Source organism: Legionella massiliensis (assembly GCF_000756815.1).
Lineage (GTDB): Bacteria > Pseudomonadota > Gammaproteobacteria > Legionellales > Legionellaceae > Tatlockia > Tatlockia massiliensis.
Genome location: NZ_CCVW01000003.1, coordinates 477893 through 499810, shown reverse-complemented (window position 1 = coordinate 499810; position 21918 = coordinate 477893). Strand labels below are relative to the sequence as shown.

Genomic DNA, 21918 nt, shown 5'->3' with positions numbered 1-21918 from the left:
AAAAGTAGAAAAGATTATCGCTATATGGAAATTCGACAGGAGAAAACAGCATGAATCCTGAACAAAGACGAAGACTAGTAAGCACTTTCTTAAGAGCCAAATATCCAGATACTTATGATGATGCATGGCTAGAAAATGAAAACACCTTCGCCCCCGTAGCTGAGGCTATAGATTTGATGGAGAAATGGGGAACTTTAAACTCAAGCGTATTAAACGATAATCCCCATGCCTTGGGCTCACTCTTTGCTGCCTTAGACAGGGCACTCATGGTTTCTATGGACGTACCGCCAAAATATGTCTTCGCAGTAGAAGACGCGCTCCTACCTGATGGCGACTATACGTCAAGACAAACTAAGACTATCGAAAATCAAGCTATACAAGTCAACTTTCTTAACAGACGTGGAGAGCCAAGGAACCCTAATTTTGAAGAACTAAGACAGAATACCTTAGAAACACTTTTGCGGATTGCAGCAAATCAAATGCCTTCCCTGCCCGCTTGGGATAAGATAAGCAGTCAAGATGTTCAATCTGCAATTAAAGCACGTGAAAAACTTCTGAAAGCTGCGACAGATCCAGGAGTTAAACAGAATCTGGAAAATGAAATCGACCTATTAAAAGATATTAATAAGGTTTCCCAGTTAAAGGTTATCAATATACCCAAAGAAGATGGCTCTAACGATCATTATTGTATCTTGCCCGATGCAGCTGGCGGGGTAACCGAAAAATATTCTGTGATGAGCACAGGCAAAGCCATCGAGCAAATGATCCATCTTTATAATGGCAGATATGGTTTAGATTTCGCCGGCTATACTGCGCAGAGAGATAATTTCAAATTAAGCACAGAGGGTATTCTGAAATTACCTAAACATGGTAAAACCATTGAGGTACAACGAGAAGCTATCGCGCTGAATATTTCTAGAATCCTCGGATTTACCACTACAAAATCCACGATGGTCGAACACAATGGCCAGGCAGCTCTCTTTGTTCCCTTTGATAAAATTCAACTGATGAAGGAATTTGCTCACGGAGAGACCCACCATGTTGTTCTCCCAAGCTCCCTCAAAAAGATAACCTCAATAGGCGACGAATACCTCCACTATTCCACCATTACTCCCGTGGGTAATCAGTTACATTCTGATAGAGCGATAGAAGACTTCGGTAGAGTGATGGCCTTCTCTTATCTCTGTAATGACCCTGATTTTATCGGCATGGAAAATCAGAATAAGGCGATAAAAGATAATCATCTACTCTATATCTTTGACCAGGTTGTTATGTCCGATGAGAAGATGGAGTTAGATAGCCGCTTAAGTTTAGCCCCTATTGGAGCGGGCAGACACTCTCGCCATAATCAAGGTAGAAACCGCTCTATCGTTGAAGACTCTTCTTTTAATGCAAAATTCGCTAGCGTTACACAATTGCTTGAAAATCAGGGCAGAATCAATACTATGCTTGATGGAATATTGGACTCTCATGATACGAAAATTAGACAGCTCCGAGCCGATATCAAGAATATCGCCGACAAAGGGGGTAGAGCCCTCCCCGCAGAAAAAGAACAGATGAAAGCATTACAAACCCAACTCAAAGAAGTAGAACTCTTGAGAGGCGACGCAGCGGGCATAAAAGACGTTATAAACAGTCGCATGGAAACCATGTTTAGAAAGTTCCCAACGCTGAATGGCCAAGCAATGAACCCACAAGTCTTTTTGGCAAATCAGGACGTTTTAAGACAAAGCCTGACTTTGGAAAAACTAATCAACAAACCCGTGCTCTTTGCCGATGATGGAAGACCTTATAAAAACCCATGGACCTATAGGAACAAGAATAAAATAACTGAAATAAACCTGACCCACGATAATAAAGTTGAGCTGACCTTCAAGACGCTTGATGTTACTCAAATGATCGCTGTTTTAAAAAGCGCGGGGGTCGATACCTCTCTCTGCGAAAAGAAAGGCACAACCCTTAAAATTCCAATAGGCGAATTAAACAAAGTTCAAGAAAGGTGTATGTTCCCCGAACTTGGCGCCTTTGCACCACCACCAAATGGTTATCTCGATATCAATCGCTTAAGACTCAATTTATCAGGCTATTCAGAAAATAGTGAGGTCATCATTGCTAGAATTGAAAAATATAAAGCAGACCTACTTCAAGCAGAAGCACTTGAATATGGCCCCGATATCAAAAATAAAATTGAAAACATGCAGTCAACACTCGCTGCCCTTAAAGAAATTAGAGATAGCAGCAGCTCTAAGGGCATGGTGAAACAGGTTGAGTTGAATTTACAATTAGACATCCAAGAAAATCTAAGAGAAATGATTCACGAAGAAGAACCTGGACTCGATGCAAAAATCGCACAGGCTTTTGAGGCTGCAGTTAAATTAGACCGAGTCAATGATTTTAACCATGTACTTATGGCTTTTGCCTATAATGGCTTCAAAAATGCGCCTGGTCTGGATACCTATTTGACCCACTGCATTACAGCTGGCCAAAGAGCGAATGACAATTATAAAAATGCTAAAGAGGCAAGTCTTGCTATACGTAATGAATCACACGAGTTTTATACAGCGCTGAACAATCCACCCCAACCACAACCCAGAGATTCTGTTTCAGCTATGCTGGATCGCATGCCACCTGGACGCGTTGTTCATGGACCACATCTTGAGTTCAGCGAGGACGATGAGGATGTGGACGTTCATAACGTCCAAAGACAAAGGCAAGTTGAGGAGCATAGAGAACTCACTGTTCATGTTACCCAAAGCTCTGGTTCTAACCCCCTGCCGACTGGTGGGGGAACTCAAGTTGTAGAAGAGGACCCAACTATTACTACGGTAAAAACCTTCTCATAAACTCCGTCATCCCCCACCCCAGTATTGAATTCCCGCGGCTTGACCGCGGGATCTGTTGTTCACTCTGAGCCCATAGATCCCGCGGTCAAGCCCATAGGTATCTACATAAGTGTTTGTAATAGGTCATGTCCCTCCTGGTCTCAACACTACGTCATCCTGAGCGCAGCGAAGGATCTCCTGAATGTGGCACCGCGCTAATCCCGGAGATCCTTCGCTGCGCTCAGGATGACGTGGCGTTGGGGTGACAGAGCCTTCAATTACAGACACTTGTGTAGATACCTATGGGTCAAGCGGCGGGAATTCGGGATGGGGGCGACCTTAGGCCTGATCTTTAGTTCAGCTTGACATACTCGTGTTTATTTAGTACAATCTGGTCGTTATTTGTCATTGTTTAATAACTAATTTTAGGGAAATGATTTCATGACACCATTGCAATTTGAAATACAATTAAGAAACTACAGTGACAACCGCAACGATAAAAACCTTAAAACCCTATTGCAAACCCTTCAAAGCCTTCCTCTTGCTACTCTTAACAATTTTTGCCTGCAAAATGAAACCATCAGGAAAATTCTCCGAGAACCTGATTTTGAGCCATTTTGGCAGAAAAAAATGGAGGGTATTAAAATCAAAGGCCTTGAGGGTTTCTCATTTAAAGCAACCCAAAGTCTCAACCCAATGGACCTTAGGTTAGGGTATTTTAATTATATACAAGCTATAAAAGCGAGTATGGCAAAAAATCCAGAAGAAGAAACCAAGTATATCCATCAGGCTTTACAGTTTCATTCGTTCCACGCCTTAAATCACTTTTATCAGGAGCTACTTTTCCAATTTAAAGCTCATGACACAGAGAGTTTTGAGCTTACCGCAGAATCAATTGCCTTTTTTGAGGAAGAAGCACGCTGGCATGGCACCCCTGGCTATCTTATAGTCGCCAAACTTTATTTCCGCCTTACTTCAGATTTAATGGAAGCAAATGACAGTCCCGCGGCAATTTCCGCAGCCTTTCAGTTGCTAATAAAAAACCTGAAACTTGCAGAGCTAATGGAGTCTGAGTCAGAAGATGATATACACAATGCTTATCTTGCACAGCCCTTTGCGCAACAAAACCCCTTTAATCTAGAGTCTATTGCAGCTATTCGCCAAGCCTGTATAAGCCATGCTGGCGCCTATCTGAGCAGGGATGACGTTAATATAGCAATCGGCGCAGCCAAAAATTTCCGTCCTACCAGAGCTAAACCACCGGTAGTCTCAGAGCCCGTAGCTCCTTCTGACTTTTATCAAGCTATTTTGACCGACTCATCCGAGTTATTGCGGCTCAGCTATAAGAAAGAAGAGCTTGAGAAAACCAATCATGGGGGAGAAACACCCTTATTTTTTGCTATTCGACACGGAAAAATTAACTGCGTTCGCTGCTTGTTAGCTCTTGGTGCCAATCCAGACTGTAGTGACTCCCGGGGCAATAAATCCTTGGCTTTAGCCTTACATTTAGGACATCAGGGAATCGCGAAATTATTAGTCAAAGCCAAACCAGAATTACTTGCAGATAGTTCAGTGATCCGGCTTAACGGACCTGACCATCCGCATACTAAGGCGCTAAGAAAAATTCCACAAAAAGCAGAGATCGAAATCTTAATGAAAGCCCTTAAAAGCAAATCAGGCGATAAAATTCGTGGATGCCTGCAAACGGGTATTGGCCCCGATCTTATTCTCCCTTCTGGTAAAACCTGCCTAGCTCATTTAGTAGAAACGAACAATATAAAGGGGATTGAATTGCTCTTAGAATTCGGTGTCTCTTTGAACCACCCAAACTCGAATGGCGAGACGGTTTTGTTTTCACTGATGAATGCAATAGAGTCTAAAAATAATTCAACCTATTTCCGGCGTTTTGTTAGTCTAGGTGCCGACCTAAACGTACAGAATAAGCAAGGTGAAACGCTGTTAATTAGGGCAACTAAAGGCGGAGATCTTAATGCGGTCTCATTCCTACTTGAGCAAGATACTATCGATTTAACACTAGGAGATAAACAGGGCCGAACTGCCTTGGATTATGCGACCAATCAATGGGTTAGAGATCTTATCTTAGAGAAGCAGGCAAAGAATCCATTAAATGAGCAAAAGCAAGAAGCGACGATTCCTCTTACATCTCAGATAATGCGTTTTTTTGGCTTTGTCTCCGACCAAGATTCGACACAACCCTCAGTGGCTGCCTCAAGCTATACAACATAGTTCTCCGGACTGAAAACCTTGATTACGCTGCGCTGCATCAAGGTTTCATTAAACAAAAATCTAGCAATCAAACCTCAATTTCTCGCGAAGATTCCAACATCCAGCGTGATTTTTCATGGGCTTCGATGCGGTCTGAAAGCAGATTCGCTGTGCCTTCATCATTGTTTTCCTGAGCCAAAGCCATAGCCTGATTTAAATCTTTTACCAGGGTATCGTGATCATGAGCCAGCTCGGAGACCATTTGGTTGGAACTAAGATTAGGGTTTCCATCCTTAATTCGTTTTAAACTCTCAAACTCTTTAAAAGTAGCCGGAACATTCTGTCCTATGGTTCGAATACGCTCGGCAACCAAGTCTACTGCATCAGCTAATTCGATATATTGCTCTTCAAATAATTGATGTAAGCCTTTAAATTGAGGACCTCTGACATGCCAATGGTAATTCTGTGTCTTCAAATACAATGCATAAGTATCTGCCATGATCACTGATAATTTGTTATATACATCACTCATTGCTTACTCCTTGTTATTTTCTATATATTAAAAATAGCTGAAAAATCAGCTAATTTAAAATCAATTGTCTTAATGAAGACGATTGATAGCGTTTATCATCCTAGAAATCCGAGCCCCCGCGGTCAAGCCACGAGGAAATGTCACGTCCCTCCTTGTCTCAACATTACGTCATCCAGAGCGCAGCGAAGGATCTCCGGGATTAGCATGATGCCACATTCAGGAGATCCTTCGCTGCGCTCTGGATGACGTGTGTTGAGACGAGGATTTTTATTTTTGTCCCATACAAAGAGAATAGGTTAGAATAGAAGCTATTTATTATTTTAAGAGATGCTAATGGACGAATTTCTGTATACCTTGGACAATGATAATCTGGATTTATTGAGCGCAGAATGCAAAAAATCGGCTCTAAACTCCCTAGAAGCAGGCAAGGTACTTTATTTTCCTGCTTATACTTTTGCCATGACCCCCAGAGAAAAAGACCAGCTCCTTTCAGACAAGATCTTAGATGGCAAGCATAAAAATGTGAGCTTTGACTATCGCAGACAGAATCTGGGTGGTTTTAATCAAGATACTTCCCTGGCAGCTCTCCTAAAGCCTTTTATGCAGCGTTATGCAGAATTTTCCAAGCAACTCATTGATAGCGTTTTACCGCAATACCAGGACGACCTGATTTGGGGAAGAACCAGCTATCGACCAGCAGAAATTAAGGGGCGTTCTTCATCGAAACGCAAAGATGATACCCGCTTGCATGTCGATTCCTTCCCAGCAACCCCTGTTAATGGGCAACGAATACTCCGCGTCTTTTGCAATATCAATCCCTACAATGAGCCTCGCGTTTGGCACTTAGGCGAACCCTTTTCTCAGGTGTTAAATCGCTTTGCGCCAAAGATTAGCCGCTATAGCCCTGGACGAGCCAAATTGCTACAGCTGGTCAAGGCTACCAAAACGCTACGGTCCCCTTACGATCATTATCAACTTCAGTTACACGATACGATGAAGTTAAGCGATCAATATCAACAGTCTGTTAGCAAGCAACGTTTTGATTTTCCGGCACAGAGTACCTGGATAGTCTTTACTGATCAGGTCTCGCACGCCGCGCTGAGTGGCCAGTATTTGTTGGAGCAAACCTTTTATTTACCTGTCAAAGCAATGGCTAAGCCTGAACAGTCTCCGTTAAAACTTTGGGAAAAAGAGAGGGATGCTGTTTTAGTTTAAGTCGATCGGCAACCCCTCATCCGCCCTTCGGGCACCCTCTCCCCAAAGGGGCGAAGGAAAAATTCAGGCCTGTAAATCCCTTCTCCCTTTTAGGGAGAAGGTGCCCGTAGGGCGGATGAGGGGTCCTAGCTGGTGCTAAGACCTAAAATGAAAATACCGTCCTGAGTCAGCTGGCGTAATCACTCTATCTGCTTCGGCGGTCAGCCAATCTACTAAGTCCTCACCTTCCCAGAGCAGCTTTTTTTTATCGTAGGTCATCAAAAAATCGTGGCTTAGCGTTTTTTTCTCAGAATTTTCGCCTAGTGATAGAGGCAAAGGCTCAAACTTCATTTTGTTTAAGTCGCTTGCGTAATCCGCAATCCTAATGCCATAAACCTGCCAATTATGCTCGGTTAGGCCGGGTGGGCTTAAAAACGTCAAATAATTTAAGTCCCCAGCCAATTGCACAGATACTGTTATGTTTTTTGCCTTTAAAGAATCACAAAATTCCTGGGCAAATTTAAACATAGAATGCCCCATACAGATATCCGAAACAATAAAGTTAATTCTTTGCACATTTTGTGATAAACCAGCGGTGATTAATTGATTCGCAAATAACTTGGGATCTAATAATGTTTGTAAGACACCATCTGCTTTTAATTCGATAATAGTAATTTCTTCATCTGCATTTTTCTCTAAATCAAGCTCAGGATAATTTTGGATTACAGCGCCGTTTGCTAGGATTTGCGCTGCTTCCTGGTTAATCGATGCTCGTGACATAACGATGATCATAAGAAAACCTTGATTGCCCTATATGGTTAAATTTTAAGTTAAATGTACTAAAATAACAAATATGGTTTTTCATTTACTCACAACAATGCTAATTGGTCTTTTTACACCCCATGCAATAAACGACATGCATTCACTTCAACAAGCCTATCCCAATGAGTGTCTTACAAGTTTTGGCACAGGTGAGTTCCTCTGTACAAGCTCTGGAGAACTTGCGAGGGAAATGGATGGAACTATACCAGAACGTCTCTGTTTTCTAGATCATTTAGGATATGGAACAATAGGACACAGCGCTTCTGGCAATAGTCTCTCAGCAACTGAATTTGCGGACATACTCATCGCTCAGTTAGAGCTAGTAAAAACACATAATAATGGACGTGTACCTATAAGGGATGTCGATATTTTAGGATGTGAAGGTGGACTACGCTGGCTCGATTCCCAAGGCGTTTTACATGAAAACTTCGCTGAAATCGTAGCTAGAAAACTTGCTGAAGCAGGATACGCTCAAATCAAGGTACATGCTCTAACACCGGAGTTTATCGGCGACCCCGAGGTAACCCATACTTACTTGTATGGCGGAGGACCAATAGGCCAGCCCTTTTCATTTTACGGATTCACTAATGAAGGGTTAACCGCTATCAATGCGGCAGGGGAAGAATTACAAGAGGCTCAACAGACCTGGTACCAGCTCCAGAGTCAAAAATATACAAACTATGCAATGCTGACAGCGCTAAGATCCATTTTTCCTAGAACGCCAGAACAACATAACGATTATGTGAACGCGCTTATTTGGCAGGTGAAAGTTGTACCAATTTTAGAAATCCAATATCAATTTGCTCTTGAGTCTGCAACAGCCAAATACCTTGAGACTCGTGCAGAACATAGTCGCCCCAAGGATGGCGCTATCAAAGATTTACGGCAGGCTCTGGACGATCCACGTAATCTCTTTGATCCGCTTGAGCAAATATCATTAGAACAAGAAAAACTAATAGAGGAAGAACAAGATTGTTTGCGAGCAGGGCTAGACGTCTTATGTCAGCAAATTAGAGCTATCAAGGACTTTGATTTTACTCTATCTACCGATCCCCTAAATCCTATTGTCAGCCTAAGGATTTTTTTTAATATAAAGCGAGAAGCAGACACTTTTGTTGCAGCAATACAGGCAAAGGATCCTAGTCTATGTTCAGATGCAACTTTAACATTAACACCAGACTTCGAAGGCTATGTAGTAGAGTGCAACCCGTCACTAGTACGAGAAAACCCTCTTTTAAATGAAATAATAGCTCACTATCTTGACTCAGAAACACAAAGAACTAATGAGATATACCAAAGACAATTATTATTAGCAGATGCTCTTAGTCACAATTTCATTGTGATTTCCCCTCCGTCCTTTGATCCTTTTCAAATAAGCATTCCTGATGAGCTAGGTTATTTATGCATAAAAAAATACCTTGAGGAAAACGAAATAGTCTTTGAATCTTCTTACAAGACCGAGGGGATGATTGAAATTTCTGATGAACTTTTTCTCCAAAAACAAGCTGTTCAACAGCTGATTGACTTTCTGAGTTCAATAAAAGAGTGGACTCAGAAAGCAGCAGAGATTCGTGAAGACAGAATACAAGAGCAACTAACTGTACTGATGCCGAAGATAAATTTACTAAGGGGGGAGATTCCCACTATCCAAGCTGTTGCTTTTGATTATAGTGCAGATCCCTTGCAACCTATCAAAGGGATAAAATGCTTATTTAACACAAAGCAAGACGCCAATCATTTTGTCGCTGTCATAAAAGCAAGGGAGCCCTATGCCAGAGTAAAAGTGGTTCCAGTACCAGGTGGCGGCCTCTCAGTGAGGTCTGATCTCTTCATCTCTAATTCATTTGAAGGCGACTATCCTGAGCTAGCCTCCCCCCCTATTCCGCAAACAGCAGCAATGGCGGAGAAACCAGCTGCAACTAGACCCAGTTTTTTCACCTACTCTGCAGACGCTGAACAACTTCAAAATACAATCTTGGATCAATTCAGGGAACAGCTTATTGAAAAAATTGATTCCGGCGCTATTCAAACCGCTGAGGACTTGGCTAAGGAAATAGATCAAATAAAAAATAGTTCTGAATACCAAGAACTTAAAACAACAGGGAATGGAGCACTTGATTTTGAAAATCTGATTAATGAGATTAGGACTGATGAAAGCTTTTTGTTGCTGGCAAAGAGCTCAAGATTTTTATAATGGCAGTATCTACCTACGAGCTCCACTGCTCATTTGTCATTCCCGCGAAGGCGGGAAACCATCTCTACATTGGCATTGTGCTTCGCCAGAAATAGTTTCCCGCCTTTGCGGGAATGACAAAGCCTTCCTTAACCCCTAGCTCACCTCAATTTATAAAAAACAAGACTATAATTTAATCTAAATGAAAATTTAATAACTCATTTAGGGAATGATTAATGAATAAGGAAGCACTTTGCCAACGTTTTCAAGAGGTGCGGCAACAAAGCAATACTTTATGCGATCCGCTAGAAATCGAAGATTATGTCATCCAAAGTATTGACGATGTAAGTCCGCCAAAATGGCATTTAGCACACACTACTTGGTTTTTCGAAACCTTTATCTTAGCCAAATATTTGCCAACCTATCAAAGTTTCGATCCCTCGTTTCGTTATTTGTATAACTCCTACTATCAAGGGATTGGTACTCCCTTTCCACGGGTGAAACGAGGTTTATTATCGCGCCCAACTGTTGCAACCATTTATGCTTACCGCAAACATGTTGACCAGGCACTAATCGCTTTAGCCAAAGAGGCCTCAGCAGAACTATTGTTGGAATTAGATCCGCTAATCATTCTAGGTTTGCACCATGAACAGCAGCATCAGGAGCTTCTGTTAATGGATATTAAACATAATTTTGCCATTGATCCTAACTTTCCCTGTTATCAAGAAAGCACGGAGCTAAACAGCCCCTCAAAGAGCGCTAGACTTCAATTTATTGAGACTGAGGGAGGACTGATTGACATTGGTTATAAGCAAGGGGATTTCTGTTTTGATAACGAATTGCCTGTTCATAAAAAATTTCTTAGCCCCTATGCAATAGCAACGCAGTTGGTTACAAATGGCGAATATCTAGCCTTTATCAAGGATGGTGGCTATGAGGATCCGCGTTGGTGGCTAGCAGATGGCTGGGATACTGTGCTAAAAAATCATTGGCAGGCTCCCAACTATTGGCATAACCAGGACAATGAATGGTTAATTTTCACTCTAAATGGTTTAAAGCCCTTGGATGAACAAGAGCCAGTCTCTCATATTAGCTTCTATGAAGCCGATGCCTATGCTAGGTGGTGCGGCGCCAGATTACCTCTGGAGGAAGAATGGGAGCATTTTGTTAACCTTCATAATCTGGATAGCACCAAGGCAAATTTTATGGAAACCGGGCTTTTCCATCCGCAAGCAGCAAGCAATAACAATGGTGCCTTAGCACAGCAATTTTTTGGCGAACTTTGGGAGTGGACAGCGAGCCCCTATTCAGCCTACCCAGGTTATACACCACTTAGCGGCGAGTTAGCTGAGTACAATGGAAAATTCATGACTAACCAAATGGTTTTAAGGGGTGGCAGCTGTGCTACCCCTGCCTCACATATCCGAAGCAGCTATCGCAATTTTTTTCAGCCTGAAAAACGCTGGCAATTTAGCGGAATTCGCTTGGCCAAATCAATAAATAAGGGGTGAAGAAATGTCAGCAAAATTTGAAACCTTAATGTCTAATACTCATATTTCTCATGACAAAAAACAAGAGTTTATTCACGATATTCGTCTCGGTTTATCAAAGACAAATAAGGCCATAAACTCAAAGTATTTTTATGATGAAAAAGGCAGCGACTTGTTTAACCAGATTACCCGGCATCCCGATTATTATCTTACCGGTTGCGAATTGGAAATTTTAAGTCGTTATAAACAGGAGCTAGCCACTATTCTAACTAATGACGATTTTAATCTTATTGAGTTAGGCCCCGGAGAGGGAATAAAGACTCGCCTTTTAATTGATGAGTTTTTAAGTGAACAGCTTTCGTTTAGCTATTTTACCATTGATATTTCCGCAAAATACCTGACTCAGATCGTCGATAAATTCAATCAGCAATTACCTAATCTCGAAACCATTGCCCTAAATTCTGACTATTTGAACGGGGTAAAATGGCTTGGATCCCATTCAAATAAACGCAATTTTCTGCTTTTCTTGGGCTCAAGTATTGGTAATTTCAGTTTAAATTCTTCAAAAGAATTTTTAGGCATGCTTCATGATTTTCTCAACCCTGGTGATTATGTATTAATTGGTTTTGACCTCTTAAAAGATATTGATGTTTTACTGCGAGCTTACAACGATAGTGCCGGTATTACCCGAGATTTTAATTTAAATTTATTAATGCGAATGAATAATGAATTAGGCGGTAATTTTAATGTTGATTCCTTTTATCATTATGGGACTTATAATATTTACGCCAAAGCAATGGAAAGCTATCTTGTCTCTAACAAAGCCCAAATTGTTTATATCGATTCCTTGAAAAAATCGTTTAACTTCAAGGAATTTGAAGCTATTCATGTTGAATCATCGCAGAAATATTCCCTGACAGATGTCGATAATTTGGCACGTTCTTCGCGCTTTAAAGTGATTAAGAATTTTACTGACTCTAAGCAATATTTTCTTAACTCCCTGTGGCAGGCTTAGTTTCTGATTACTGCGCAGAAACGACCTTTATAGGGGACAAAAATTTGTAATTCTAGAAAAAATTCGAATTCCCGCGGCTTGGCCTCGGGGATTCGGAACAAATTAAAGGATTTCTCTTTTTTGTCCCGTACAAAGGAGAAAGACACAATGATTTACTTCTTTGATATAATGAGCCAATCAACTCATTTTGATTTCCAGCAATGTCATCAGAAATTTTGCCCTTATCACTACGCTCCTATCATGCAGAAAAAAGCAGGCATTGCCATGACTATGCGCAATTCGTACTACCTATTAAGGGTGAAATGGAGTTAGAGACTGGGACTCATTATGGCTTTGTTAACACAAGTACCGCAGCCTTTATCGCGCCTGGTGAAAGCCATTGTTTTTCGGCAAGCCGCGACAATAATTTTCTGGTCGTCGATATTAAAGAAGAAAACCTGCCCTGGCAAAGAGGTCAAATCCCAGCCTTTATAGCCCTGACAGCAGCAACCGAAAAATATCTGGCCTTCATCCCTGCCTATCTCAAGGAAAACACCAATGACCTTTTCTCTGATTATCTTGTGCAGACTATGCTATTCAAACTCCTGTCGCCTCTACTCAGAGTACATCAGGATCAGCGAGTATCCCTTGCAAGACAGTGGATTGACCAACATTTCACCTTACCAGTAAATCTGGATAACTTGGCTAAAAACTGTCACTTAAGTACTAGCCAGTTACAACGACGTTTCAAACAAGAAATGGGGCAGACGCTCGCAGACTATTGGCGTGGAAAAAAACTTGCCTATGCCCAGTTGCTACTGAGTTCTACAAATCTTTCTATAGAAGCCATCGCTTATAGGCTGGGCTATGAAAATTTAGCTGCATTCAGCAGACGATTTACCCAAGTTTTTGGCCTAAGTCCCTCACAGTGGCGTGAAATGACGCTTTCAGCAAAGTCTTTGCCTGTCGGGGATAAATACAAATCATCTAATTAGCATTAGAATCGCTAAAATGAAATCTTGATTCCGCTTCGCTGCTTCCAAGCGACGACTTTCCCCTAAAGAAATTACAAACCAGTGAGCTAAGATCGATGAAATACGAGTTCCCACAAGCCGTTTGCTTCCTAATCCTTGCCCAGCTCATGGTGAGCCTTAATATCGTTGCTTCGAAATACCTGATTGCCTCCCTGCCCTTAGAGCTCATGTTAACCCTGCGCTTTGCTTTGGCAGCCTTAATCCTATTCCCCTTGCATTGGCTAACCCCTGCAAGAAAGCTAACAGTCAAGCAGCATTTTTCCTTACTTGGCAAAAAGGATTGGTTCTTCATCTTAGCCCAAGCGCTTACTGCCGGGGTACTCTTTAATTTCTTGATGCTTTTAGGTTTGCATTATACCGACGCCAATGTGGCTGGCATCATCACCAGCGCCCTACCAGCGACTATTGCTTTGATGTCCTGGGTTGTTCTTGGCGAAAAAATCTCAGGTAAAAAAAGCATCTGTATTGCATTTGCCACCCTGGGACTAGTGATAATCGCCTGGTCTAAATTTCAAGGTCCGACCCTAACTCATTCTTATTTGGGTGACTTTATTATTCTGCTTTCCCTTATACCAGAAGCGTCTTATTACATCTTATCCAAACTGCATTCCAATCGTCTGCCCCCTTTCTTAATCTCCTCGCTAATCAACGCCATCAATGCGTTAATCTTGCTACCGTTGAACGCTTTGGCCTCCTTTGATTCGCTAAGCATCACGCCCTGGTCCTGGTTGATCTTGCTCGCTCTAGGCTTAAGTTCAGGCTTATTTTATGTGTTATGGTATTTTGGCTCGCAGAAGGTCGATGGGGTTTTTGCTTCACTTTCAACAGCAGTTATGCCTATGGCGACAGTTATTCTTGCCTGGCTTATTCTTGGTGAACGCCTGACAGGCCTGCAAGGTTTCGGAATGGGCTTGGTTCTCTTGTCGATTGCTATCTATGCGCGGCGAGCTTAGCGGTATTGTGCAGCGAGGACAACCTGCAAGCCTGCAGCAGTCAAAGAAAGATAGTTATAAGCCGGATCGGCCGTGGTGCGCTCAAGCCATTCATTGGCAATGCAAATATCTGTTACTTTTTGCGCGTACTCTAAACTCACAGGCTCCTTAATTTTCGCACTAAGAAAACCAACCATTTCTTCATCAATACTCAAAAATACAGCTTCACGGGTTTCCCCTCGCGCAACCATTTCGTCATAAAATAAATTCAAGATATCAAGTTCATTCATAGTAGCCGTCCTTAACAACTATCATTAATTTAAAGTATAGATTCAATTTTCATTTTCAATTTTCAAACTGTTGGCATAGTCTATGCGTGAGAATAAAAAAAGTTTGAGGTTGACTATTATGAAAGCCAAAACAACAGACACAGCACGCCCCAGAAGCACAACAAGTATCGATGATTTTGCTCTCGAGACTGCAAAGTCCTCAGGCGGAGTTACCGGTAGTAAACGGGTTCTAAGGAGATCGAACAATAGTTCCTATCAATTAAAACCTTCTATTCTTGATAATACTTATACCAGGCAACTCAAAGCCAAACGTACTGAACGCGAGAATTTTGGTGAATTTATCTCCTCTTGCATTGGACGAAGTATGTTAGCGAGTTTTGATAAACCAAGTACTACGCTTCCAGAGATAATACTTGTCTACGATCAACATAAAAAAAGAGCACTAATTGCTTCGAAATATTTAGAGGGCAATGTGGTACAGACTCTGGATGATTATGCCCAAGCAATAGCCCCCGGCCCCGCCCCCTTGAAAGGCAAGAAAAAGGGGCACGCCTCCTTCGTGCCAGGCCAGCTTTCAGATAGTGGTAAGATAGGCTTAGATAGCAATCAGATGGTTGAGCTAAAAAGCAGCTTACGAGACTCAATAGGCATCTCTGCTGTTTTGGGTGATCATGACGTTAATCCAGGTAATATGATGGTGGTTACTAATCTTTTTATAGATGAGGAAACAGATGAAATTGTTCAACAATCACAGATCGCCCGAATTGATTTAGGCCATGCCTTTAACGACTTACTGAATGTACCTGTTGCACCCTCTCTATTTGGGGCCGCGCTAGATACTGCTCATCCGGTTCAGGATTTTCTAAACCGTGAAAAGGTTGCGGGATTTGGCGGTGGAGATCCCTCCAAATTTTGGCGAGACTATCCTGGTATGGGCTCTCTGAGCGAAATGGCAGAAATGGCAGAAACCTTCGAAAGAATTGGTAGTGTTCCCGAGGAAGCTATTAAAAAAGGGGTTGAGGATGCTAAACAAGGATTTCTTGATCTTCTCCGCGACATGAAAGCTAACAATGATGATGCAGGCATTGCCCATGTTCATAGCTCCTTGGTAGAAATTTATAATAATATTTCTTCTGAAAAAATGCAGGAATCGCCTCAACAAATACGGTCACAGATTGATACGATTTTTGAGGAATATGGTAATTTCGTAATTAATAATTGTAAGGACGCCTTACGCACTTCAAAATTACTAACTATACAATCGACCATCGATCAGCAACTTAAAAACCGTGTCCCTATGGATCAAATTTATGCCAAAGTGCTTCCCATATTTAATAATCTTGAGCCAAATGCTAACCAGTCAGATCCTAATAAAAAAATTACCTGGGTAAAAGAAGGCCCTGATGTTCCACCCTTTAGCGGTACTCTCAAACAATATCTCATTCAACGGCAAATCGATTTGTTATATAAGCAAGAGCCCAATAAACCCGTTAATAAAATCGCCAATAGTATTCTTAACTATTTGAATAGCTATCAAACCTATGTTGATAGCCAAAGGATCGGAAATAGCACTGGTATTCAGAAAGCGGGACAACTGGAAACAGGCTTATATGAGATTGCTGAACAATTAGCCAAGAATAATCCCCGTGGCGCTTTAGACTTAGTTAAAGTTCTGCGAACTGAGTTGATAACTAAGTTTGGTGAAACCAACCTTATTGGTAAATCGAATGCCATTCAGGCAGTCACGCAAATGCAAGCCGATTTGAAAAAAATAGTATTTAATGAGTATAAGCAAGGCATGGCACAAATGCGTTTGCACAATGAGCCAAAGCCCACCCCTAGCCCTGATTTGTAGTTAATACTTTGAATTTTATGTTCAAATTTATGTTACTTTGATTTTAAATTGTGCTAAAATAGCGTTCGCTGTTGACTAGCTGATAATTTCGCTCATAAGGAGGTTGTAATGCGTAAAAATGAAAAACCAGGTTATGCAGCTCAATGTTTTACCCTATTTACTAAGCCACAAGAACAAGAAGTGACTTATTTTAAGCTCAGCGAACTTAATGAAAAAACGAAAGAAGAGTTCCTCGCTGCTTTTAAAACCGTTCCAGACACCGCCAACTATCTTGATTTAGAAACTAATGACCTGCATCTACATGTTGACGAAAGCATCGAGGCAATTTCTCACCTCTCAGCCTGGTTAACTTCGCTGGATTTAAGTTTTAATTGCCTGGGTGATGAATTAACCGGCAACAAACTTCCGAAACTCGTCGCTGCAGTTAATTCGAATATACACTTTGTGAATTTAACGGGTAACTACCTGGGGATGAAATCGGTAAGCCAGTTAGAGGCTGCCTTTAAGTCCTTTCATCAAAAACTAGAGTCATTAAATTTGTCTTTTAATGATTTTAATGTCCAAGCAATCGATCATTTAGTGCAAATTGCCCAAGCCTTACCTCTTAGCCTCAAAAAATTAAACCTTATAGGAAATGATTTGGGGGAAAAATCGACAGATGAGCTTGTTAGATTCTTTTCAGCCCTGTCTGAACATAAGCAATTGCGGTACATCGATTTACGAGAAAATCAGTTTGAGCCCGAGCAGATAGCTGCTATTAAAGGATGTTTACCCCATGTAAAAGGCTTGTATTTTTCTGATGAAGATTTTGAGAATACGGAAACAAGCGAATTTAATATTGGTAAGGCTTTTATTGCAGAAGCAGCGCTTGGCAGTTCGGAATTTACTTATAGTTAACAACGCTTTCCCCTGTTCGGGGGACGTGTTTGAATCTTAGTGAAAAGTTTGGATTTCCCCTTCATCCGCCGCTTCGCGCCACCTTCTCCCCTTAGGGGCGAAGGTGTCCGAAGGGCGGATTAGGGTTTCTAAACCTTCAGCCAAATTCTTCTTAGGAATAGCCCGGCTTATGAAGATGATTTGATCATGAGCAGCAATTGTGTTGGCTTTGACAAAGCATCTTTCGTGTTAATAATCTTGTGTTTTTTGAAGCCTAATTTTTCGTAACATCGAATCGCGCAGATGTTATCTGTAGAGGGATCCACAAGGCAATAGTCAAATGAAGGCCAGATTTTTTCATCCAGAAATTGCCTAATAATCACCCCACCCAAACCAATACCTAAATACGAAGGTTCCCCAATAAATAAATCAATCCCTGAGGCCTTGGCAACAATCGTCTCATCCAAATCTTGGTTATCCCAAGGAAAATCAAGGAGACGGTAGTTTTGAATATAGCCAATGGGGCTTTTTTCAAGAAAAATGATATAACCTGATACCGGAGTTTTCTCTGTGATATAGGGGTTCAACTTATTAAAGATCTCCTCTTCCGACCACGGCCGCAAAGAATAATGCCCTTGTACATGTGGCAAATTAAACCAGCGGTGCATTAAAGGAAGGTCTTCCAGCGTTAATTGCTTAAAATGCAACATGAAAGGACTGTCTATTTGAATCATGGTAATCTATGGTCAGTTAAATAAATTTAATTTGAGAATGCTCAAAATGCACCAACATTCAATTATTATCAAGACCATGGAATTATCCAATGAAATTTCCCTATCAACTCATTGAATTAACCCATACCTTAGATGAAAACAGCCCCGCTTGGGAGGATGGATGTGGTTTTTCCTCATCAATAGTATTGGATTATTCTGACTGTACCGACGAACCCCGATTTCGCGTGCAAAGTTTTGGGATGCCAGCAGGGATGGGAACACATATGGATGCCCCCTCACATTGCTACCCTGATGGCCTGTCTATAGACCAAATCTCTCTGGAACAATTGGTCGTCCCCTGCGTAGTTATTGATGTATCTCCAAAAGCGCATGAATCATACAGCGTGACACCCCAAGATATCGTTGATTTTGAAAAAATATATGGCCTGATTAAACCTGGTTCATTCCTTATCATCAAAACTGGCTGGTCACGTTTTTGGAATACCCCCAAGCAATATCGTAACAACTACCAGTTCCCCAGTGTTGCCGCTGAAACAGCTACCTTGCTGGTTTCACGGGACATTGTGGGTTTAGGCATAGATACCTTATCGCCTGACAGGCCAGATGTTGGTTACCCTGTGCATCGCATCCTCTTAAGCTCAGGACGATACATCGTGGAGAACATTGCAAATAGTGAACTATTACCATCTAAAGGTAGTTTTATTATGGCTCTGCCACTAAAAATCAGGCAAGCAACTGAGGCACCAATGCGTTTAATTGGGTTATTAGCATGAAAGAATTAATTTTTTTGACTGTTTAATAAGTAACAGGCCACGCCCCTACCCCGTCATCCAGAGCGTAGTGAAGGATTCCGGGACTAGCCACAGTGCCACATTCAGGAGATCCTTCGCTACGCTCTGGATGACGTGCTATGTTAGGGGGGGCGTGACCTATTACTTTAATAACAAATGGAGAAAGCAGATGTTGCATGGGAATCAATATACTTTTACTACTGATATAGTGCCAATAATCATTAGTATCGTCGTTATTTGTATTTTGATATTTAGTTTCTATGTGACTGTTAAATATCCAAACACAGAAGAATATAAAAACACTCGCATTAATGTTTTTTTTTCAACCTTAGCCTCTGTAGCTATCATCTTTGTTGGATTTAACATCGTATTGACTTCAATTGCCTTTGAAAACAATCAAAAATTTTCGCGCATTACGAAAACCAAAGAAGCCGTTGACAAATTATGGCTTTATCCTCATCAGCTTCTAACATCGAGCCATAACATTAGGCCTGAGTTTTTAGCTTCCTTTTTTATGTATAACTTACAATTGTATAACATGGTTATATTACCCAATAAAAAGTCACCGTTGACAGTGAATGGGCTTATTGAAGAACAGTTTATAAGCAACGTGATGATCCAAGCCTGGGAAGACTGCATAACCATTCGCAATTACGATGCCACGCCCTTAGATTCTTGGCTAAGAGCGTTTATTAGCTGGGCACAAAATCCTTATTTTAAATCTTACTATGAAGAAGCAAAATTCCAGTTTAGAAGAAGGACGGTTCACTTGGGCGATCTTTTATTCGAATATGCTGAGACAATACCCCTACCCACTATAGATACTACAATTTATGACCGAACTGTTCAAAAACTAACAGCTGATCCTCGGTTTATAGATTTAAACTTAGAGAAAACTTAAGCAATTCCTATTACAACAATTCTGGTTTTCCTCCATATCCACCCTAACAACCTAAACGGCTAATTAGCAGCTATACTGAATAATAGGGAAAGATAATGGAAACCAGATGTTATGCCTACTGTTAAGCTAGACAGTAACTTTGCAAGTTCGATTTTAGATGTAGCTGTTGATAACGATGTAAGTAAAGCCCATGCCGCAAAAGCTGCTGAGAGACTAAAAGCTGTTGTTATTACTCCTATCCTTGCTAAGTTAAACTCAAATACTCCTCTAGAAGATCATGAGACAAAGGTCTTGGATTTTCTAGTTACTGAACATTCAAGTGACGGCTTGCAATGGGGAGGCGCGATGCCTGAACAATCTAAACGTGCAATTTTGGCGGATAAGGAATTACAAAAGACGCTTTTAACTAGACTCTCTGACCGAATGACCACTGAGAACATCATGGCTATTACAGAACCGGCAGGACTTGCTGGCGTTATGAAGGCTATAACGGATTGTTCTTTTACCTATGTTGAACGTTTTCCAAAAGCAATGCATGGACCGAATTTTGACGGTATCAAAGATATGATTACTCCAACGCCAGAGGAACTTGCTATTCGCGTACAAAGAACAGAAATGGGCCAAACGGAGCATCGAGCAATTAGTTTTGGTATTGGCACTGAAGTTGGAAAGGATATTGCTCCGGTTAACAATATTCCCTCAGATCCTGAGCGAATGCATAAGGCAGGAAAAGCTGCTTTTGCAACGGCTGATGCTGTTCAAAGAGCAAAAATAATTGCCACACAGTATGACAAGCAAGCGATGCACGTTAGTGACCTTGAATCTAAGGAGGATACTTCTACAGAGGAATTAGCTGAAGCAAAAGAAACCTTGGAGAATTTAGCAAAACAAATGGATTATTATCGTGTTCCTAAAAACCCTGGGCAACGCCCGGCAAATTTTCAACAATTGAATATTCCACAACCCTCAATTCAAAAATTAGCGCGCTTAGGAGGGGATGATAATGTGCCCTTACCTTTAGTTGCAACAGCATCGGGCACTACAGCTCGCGCCTTAATCGCACTGCATGATCTGGGTGTTTTTAATGATAGCGAAAATAATTTTGATCCTGAATCAGCACAATATCTATCAACTCTCCTCTGCGGGACAATTGTTCATGGTGGTCATCACTCAGTTCTTGAGGTTGGCGAAATGTATAACCGCTTATTAGACTATGAGGCGATTAGCGACTTAGAAAATAAAGGGGTACGTAGTAATGAAGAAACCATGGGCTACTACGAAATAGGCGCTTCAGGAACCTTAGTACCAGAAGCAATGAGAGAGGATGTTCTTAGCAAATATAATGCTAAAAACCAAGCGGATTTCAAGCAGACCTTAAAGGGTACAGTCATAAGGGAAGAGCCCAATGACCCGAGCCCTCCTCAAAATAGTGCGACCTTTTAGCTAAAACTCATTTCTTCATGGTGGTTCTCAAAGCTTGAAGCTAGAGTTTCGAGGCTAAAGAAAGAAGGCTTCTGCAAACTAGTGATGATCGTTTTGTTGGTAGCCTGATGCAAGATTGTCGCTAGTTCCTGCCGCTGATCGTTAGTAAGGGTGCTCTCTACAAAGATAACCTCCTCAACAAATTTCATTGAAGAGATAATTGCAATCAGTTCTTCCTCAGAAAAGCGTTTGAATCCATTAAGGCTTATATTAATTTTCCGAACACTTTCAGTTAAACCGCTAAACATTTCTTGTAACTCTTCTACCGTTTTGAGGTGTAGAGAATTCAAACTTAAATCGATTTCTGTGATAGATGAGGGCATAGAACCAAAGGCTCTGCCTAAGGTATAGGACGATTTGCTATAAAGCTTAGACTTTTTTAAATCCATGATAGATTCTGTTGGAGGTATAAGACAAAATGCGGAAACAAAAGCATCACCGTCTTCCATAAGCGTTGCCTCATCTATTCTAAAAGTCCCCATAATATACCCCTTGTTTAAAAATTAAACAATTATATAGTATATTTATCTTTCCGGCAATGGCTATAGGCTGATATTAGCTGGGATGAACAAGTAGCCTCTCTAGCGATGTAACTTCGCATGCTCCTTGTTTCTAAGGTCACTACCATTAAGTTAAGGGATTATATAACCGTTCGCGCTGAGCAACTCAGCCCCTTTGAGGCAAATATCAGGAAAGAACTTCGAATCAGAAGCCCCTCATCCGCCCTTCGGGCACCTTCTCCCCGCAAACGGGGAGAAGGGACTCTTTTC

The 21918-nt window shown here is 41.3% G+C and carries 18 protein-coding genes; 13 read left to right on the top strand and 5 right to left on the bottom strand.

Translation table 11 applies throughout. The features are described 5' to 3' along the window. Positions 1-50 precede the first annotated feature (50 nt). Positions 51-2843 carry a hypothetical protein gene (locus BN1094_RS13710; protein ID WP_052403303.1) on the top strand — a complete coding sequence of 931 codons (2793 nt, stop codon included), beginning with the start codon at positions 51-53 and terminating at the stop codon, positions 2841-2843. A 420-nt stretch (positions 2844-3263) separates the two neighbouring features. Further along, positions 3264-5069 (top strand): DUF5630 domain-containing protein, encoded by a 1806-nt coding sequence (locus tag BN1094_RS13705; protein WP_052403302.1) that lies wholly within the window; start codon positions 3264-3266, stop codon positions 5067-5069. A 67-nt stretch (positions 5070-5136) separates the two neighbouring features. Here the strand turns inward: BN1094_RS13705 and BN1094_RS13700 are convergent, their stop codons facing one another. Then, entirely contained in the window at positions 5137-5580 is a 444-nt protein-coding gene (locus BN1094_RS13700; RefSeq protein ID WP_044011653.1) for a Dps family protein, read from the bottom strand. Between the two features lie 333 nt (positions 5581-5913). Between BN1094_RS13700 and kdoO the strand changes: the two genes are divergently transcribed. Next, complete coding sequence (gene kdoO / locus BN1094_RS13695; RefSeq protein ID WP_044011652.1) at positions 5914-6795, top strand: Kdo hydroxylase KdoO; 882 nt, start codon at positions 5914-5916, stop codon at positions 6793-6795. Between the two features lie 135 nt (positions 6796-6930). Here kdoO and BN1094_RS13690 read toward each other — a convergent pair whose 3' ends face one another. Further along, positions 6931-7566: a hypothetical protein gene (locus BN1094_RS13690; protein ID WP_044011651.1), complete on the bottom strand. Its 636-nt coding sequence runs from the start codon at positions 7564-7566 to the stop codon at positions 6931-6933. A 124-nt stretch (positions 7567-7690) separates the two neighbouring features. On the opposite strand from BN1094_RS13690, the gene BN1094_RS13685 reads away from it, so the two are divergent. The 5 genes from BN1094_RS13685 (at position 7691) to BN1094_RS13665 (ending at position 14240) form a co-directional block, all read left to right on the top strand. Then, the gene (locus BN1094_RS13685; RefSeq protein ID WP_141650491.1) at positions 7691-9790 is read left to right on the top strand and encodes a hypothetical protein; all 2100 of its coding nucleotides are present in this window, start codon (positions 7691-7693) and stop codon (positions 9788-9790) included. A 215-nt stretch (positions 9791-10005) separates the two neighbouring features. After that, complete coding sequence (gene egtB, locus BN1094_RS13680) at positions 10006-11280, top strand: ergothioneine biosynthesis protein EgtB (RefSeq protein ID WP_044011649.1); 1275 nt, start codon at positions 10006-10008, stop codon at positions 11278-11280. A gap of 4 nt (positions 11281-11284) precedes the next feature. Further along, a complete protein-coding gene (gene egtD / locus BN1094_RS13675) occupies positions 11285-12274 on the top strand; it encodes an L-histidine N(alpha)-methyltransferase (RefSeq protein ID WP_052403301.1) in 990 nt (329 codons plus the stop codon). Positions 12275-12474: 200 nt separating this feature from the next. Then, entirely contained in the window at positions 12475-13248 is a 774-nt protein-coding gene (locus BN1094_RS13670) for an AraC family transcriptional regulator (RefSeq protein WP_044011648.1), read from the top strand. A 95-nt stretch (positions 13249-13343) separates the two neighbouring features. Then, positions 13344-14240, top strand: a complete 897-nt coding sequence (locus BN1094_RS13665) for a DMT family transporter (RefSeq protein ID WP_044011647.1) — start codon at positions 13344-13346, stop codon at positions 14238-14240. On the opposite strand, the gene BN1094_RS13660 is transcribed toward BN1094_RS13665, so the two are convergent. Next, the gene (locus tag BN1094_RS13660) at positions 14237-14509 is read right to left on the bottom strand and encodes a hypothetical protein (protein WP_044011646.1); all 273 of its coding nucleotides are present in this window, start codon (positions 14507-14509) and stop codon (positions 14237-14239) included. The genes BN1094_RS13665 and BN1094_RS13660 overlap by 4 nt on opposite strands. A gap of 118 nt (positions 14510-14627) precedes the next feature. On the opposite strand from BN1094_RS13660, the gene BN1094_RS13655 reads away from it, so the two are divergent. Both BN1094_RS13655 and BN1094_RS13650 read left to right on the top strand, forming a co-directional pair. After that, positions 14628-16364 carry a hypothetical protein gene (locus BN1094_RS13655; RefSeq protein ID WP_141650490.1) on the top strand — a complete coding sequence of 579 codons (1737 nt, stop codon included), beginning with the start codon at positions 14628-14630 and terminating at the stop codon, positions 16362-16364. A 108-nt stretch (positions 16365-16472) separates the two neighbouring features. Then, complete coding sequence (locus BN1094_RS13650; protein ID WP_052403299.1) at positions 16473-17261, top strand: leucine-rich repeat domain-containing protein; 789 nt, start codon at positions 16473-16475, stop codon at positions 17259-17261. 167 nt (positions 17262-17428) lie between these two features. Here the strand turns inward: BN1094_RS13650 and BN1094_RS13645 are convergent, their stop codons facing one another. Then, positions 17429-17974 carry a GNAT family N-acetyltransferase gene (locus tag BN1094_RS13645; RefSeq protein ID WP_052403298.1) on the bottom strand — a complete coding sequence of 182 codons (546 nt, stop codon included), beginning with the start codon at positions 17972-17974 and terminating at the stop codon, positions 17429-17431. Between the two features lie 89 nt (positions 17975-18063). Here BN1094_RS13645 and BN1094_RS13640 point away from each other — a divergent pair, with 89 nt between their 5' ends. The 3 genes from BN1094_RS13640 (at position 18064) to BN1094_RS13630 (ending at position 21109) form a co-directional block, all read left to right on the top strand. Then, positions 18064-18747, top strand: a complete 684-nt coding sequence (locus BN1094_RS13640) for a cyclase family protein (protein ID WP_044011645.1) — start codon at positions 18064-18066, stop codon at positions 18745-18747. Between the two features lie 187 nt (positions 18748-18934). After that, a complete protein-coding gene (locus BN1094_RS13635) occupies positions 18935-19666 on the top strand; it encodes a hypothetical protein (RefSeq protein WP_044011644.1) in 732 nt (243 codons plus the stop codon). A 111-nt stretch (positions 19667-19777) separates the two neighbouring features. Next, positions 19778-21109: a hypothetical protein gene (locus BN1094_RS13630; protein ID WP_044011643.1), complete on the top strand. Its 1332-nt coding sequence runs from the start codon at positions 19778-19780 to the stop codon at positions 21107-21109. On the opposite strand, the gene BN1094_RS13625 is transcribed toward BN1094_RS13630, so the two are convergent. Continuing rightward, positions 21106-21630: a hypothetical protein gene (locus BN1094_RS13625; RefSeq protein ID WP_044011642.1), complete on the bottom strand. Its 525-nt coding sequence runs from the start codon at positions 21628-21630 to the stop codon at positions 21106-21108. The genes BN1094_RS13630 and BN1094_RS13625 overlap by 4 nt on opposite strands. Between the last annotated feature and the right edge of the window lie 288 nt (positions 21631-21918).

Bases quoted from the DNA above. Each gene is read 5' to 3' on its own strand.
- BN1094_RS13710 (WP_052403303.1), top strand. From the start codon at position 51: ATGAATCCTGAACAAAGACGAAGACTAGTAAGCACTTTCTTAAGAGCC.
- BN1094_RS13705 (WP_052403302.1), top strand. From the start codon at position 3,264: ATGACACCATTGCAATTTGAAATACAATTAAGAAACTACAGTGACAAC.
- BN1094_RS13700 (WP_044011653.1), bottom strand. From the start codon at position 5,580: ATGAGTGATGTATATAACAAATTATCAGTGATCATGGCAGATACTTAT.
- kdoO (WP_044011652.1), top strand. From the start codon at position 5,914: ATGGACGAATTTCTGTATACCTTGGACAATGATAATCTGGATTTATTG.
- BN1094_RS13690 (WP_044011651.1), bottom strand. From the start codon at position 7,566: ATGATCATCGTTATGTCACGAGCATCGATTAACCAGGAAGCAGCGCAA.
- BN1094_RS13685 (WP_141650491.1), top strand. From the start codon at position 7,691: ATGCATTCACTTCAACAAGCCTATCCCAATGAGTGTCTTACAAGTTTT.
- egtB (WP_044011649.1), top strand. From the start codon at position 10,006: ATGAATAAGGAAGCACTTTGCCAACGTTTTCAAGAGGTGCGGCAACAA.
- egtD (WP_052403301.1), top strand. From the start codon at position 11,285: ATGTCAGCAAAATTTGAAACCTTAATGTCTAATACTCATATTTCTCAT.
- BN1094_RS13670 (WP_044011648.1), top strand. From the start codon at position 12,475: ATGTCATCAGAAATTTTGCCCTTATCACTACGCTCCTATCATGCAGAA.
- BN1094_RS13665 (WP_044011647.1), top strand. From the start codon at position 13,344: ATGAAATACGAGTTCCCACAAGCCGTTTGCTTCCTAATCCTTGCCCAG.
- BN1094_RS13660 (WP_044011646.1), bottom strand. From the start codon at position 14,509: ATGAATGAACTTGATATCTTGAATTTATTTTATGACGAAATGGTTGCG.
- BN1094_RS13655 (WP_141650490.1), top strand. From the start codon at position 14,628: ATGAAAGCCAAAACAACAGACACAGCACGCCCCAGAAGCACAACAAGT.
- BN1094_RS13650 (WP_052403299.1), top strand. From the start codon at position 16,473: ATGCGTAAAAATGAAAAACCAGGTTATGCAGCTCAATGTTTTACCCTA.
- BN1094_RS13645 (WP_052403298.1), bottom strand. From the start codon at position 17,974: ATGATTCAAATAGACAGTCCTTTCATGTTGCATTTTAAGCAATTAACG.
- BN1094_RS13640 (WP_044011645.1), top strand. From the start codon at position 18,064: ATGAAATTTCCCTATCAACTCATTGAATTAACCCATACCTTAGATGAA.
- BN1094_RS13635 (WP_044011644.1), top strand. From the start codon at position 18,935: ATGTTGCATGGGAATCAATATACTTTTACTACTGATATAGTGCCAATA.
- BN1094_RS13630 (WP_044011643.1), top strand. From the start codon at position 19,778: ATGCCTACTGTTAAGCTAGACAGTAACTTTGCAAGTTCGATTTTAGAT.
- BN1094_RS13625 (WP_044011642.1), bottom strand. From the start codon at position 21,630: ATGGGGACTTTTAGAATAGATGAGGCAACGCTTATGGAAGACGGTGAT.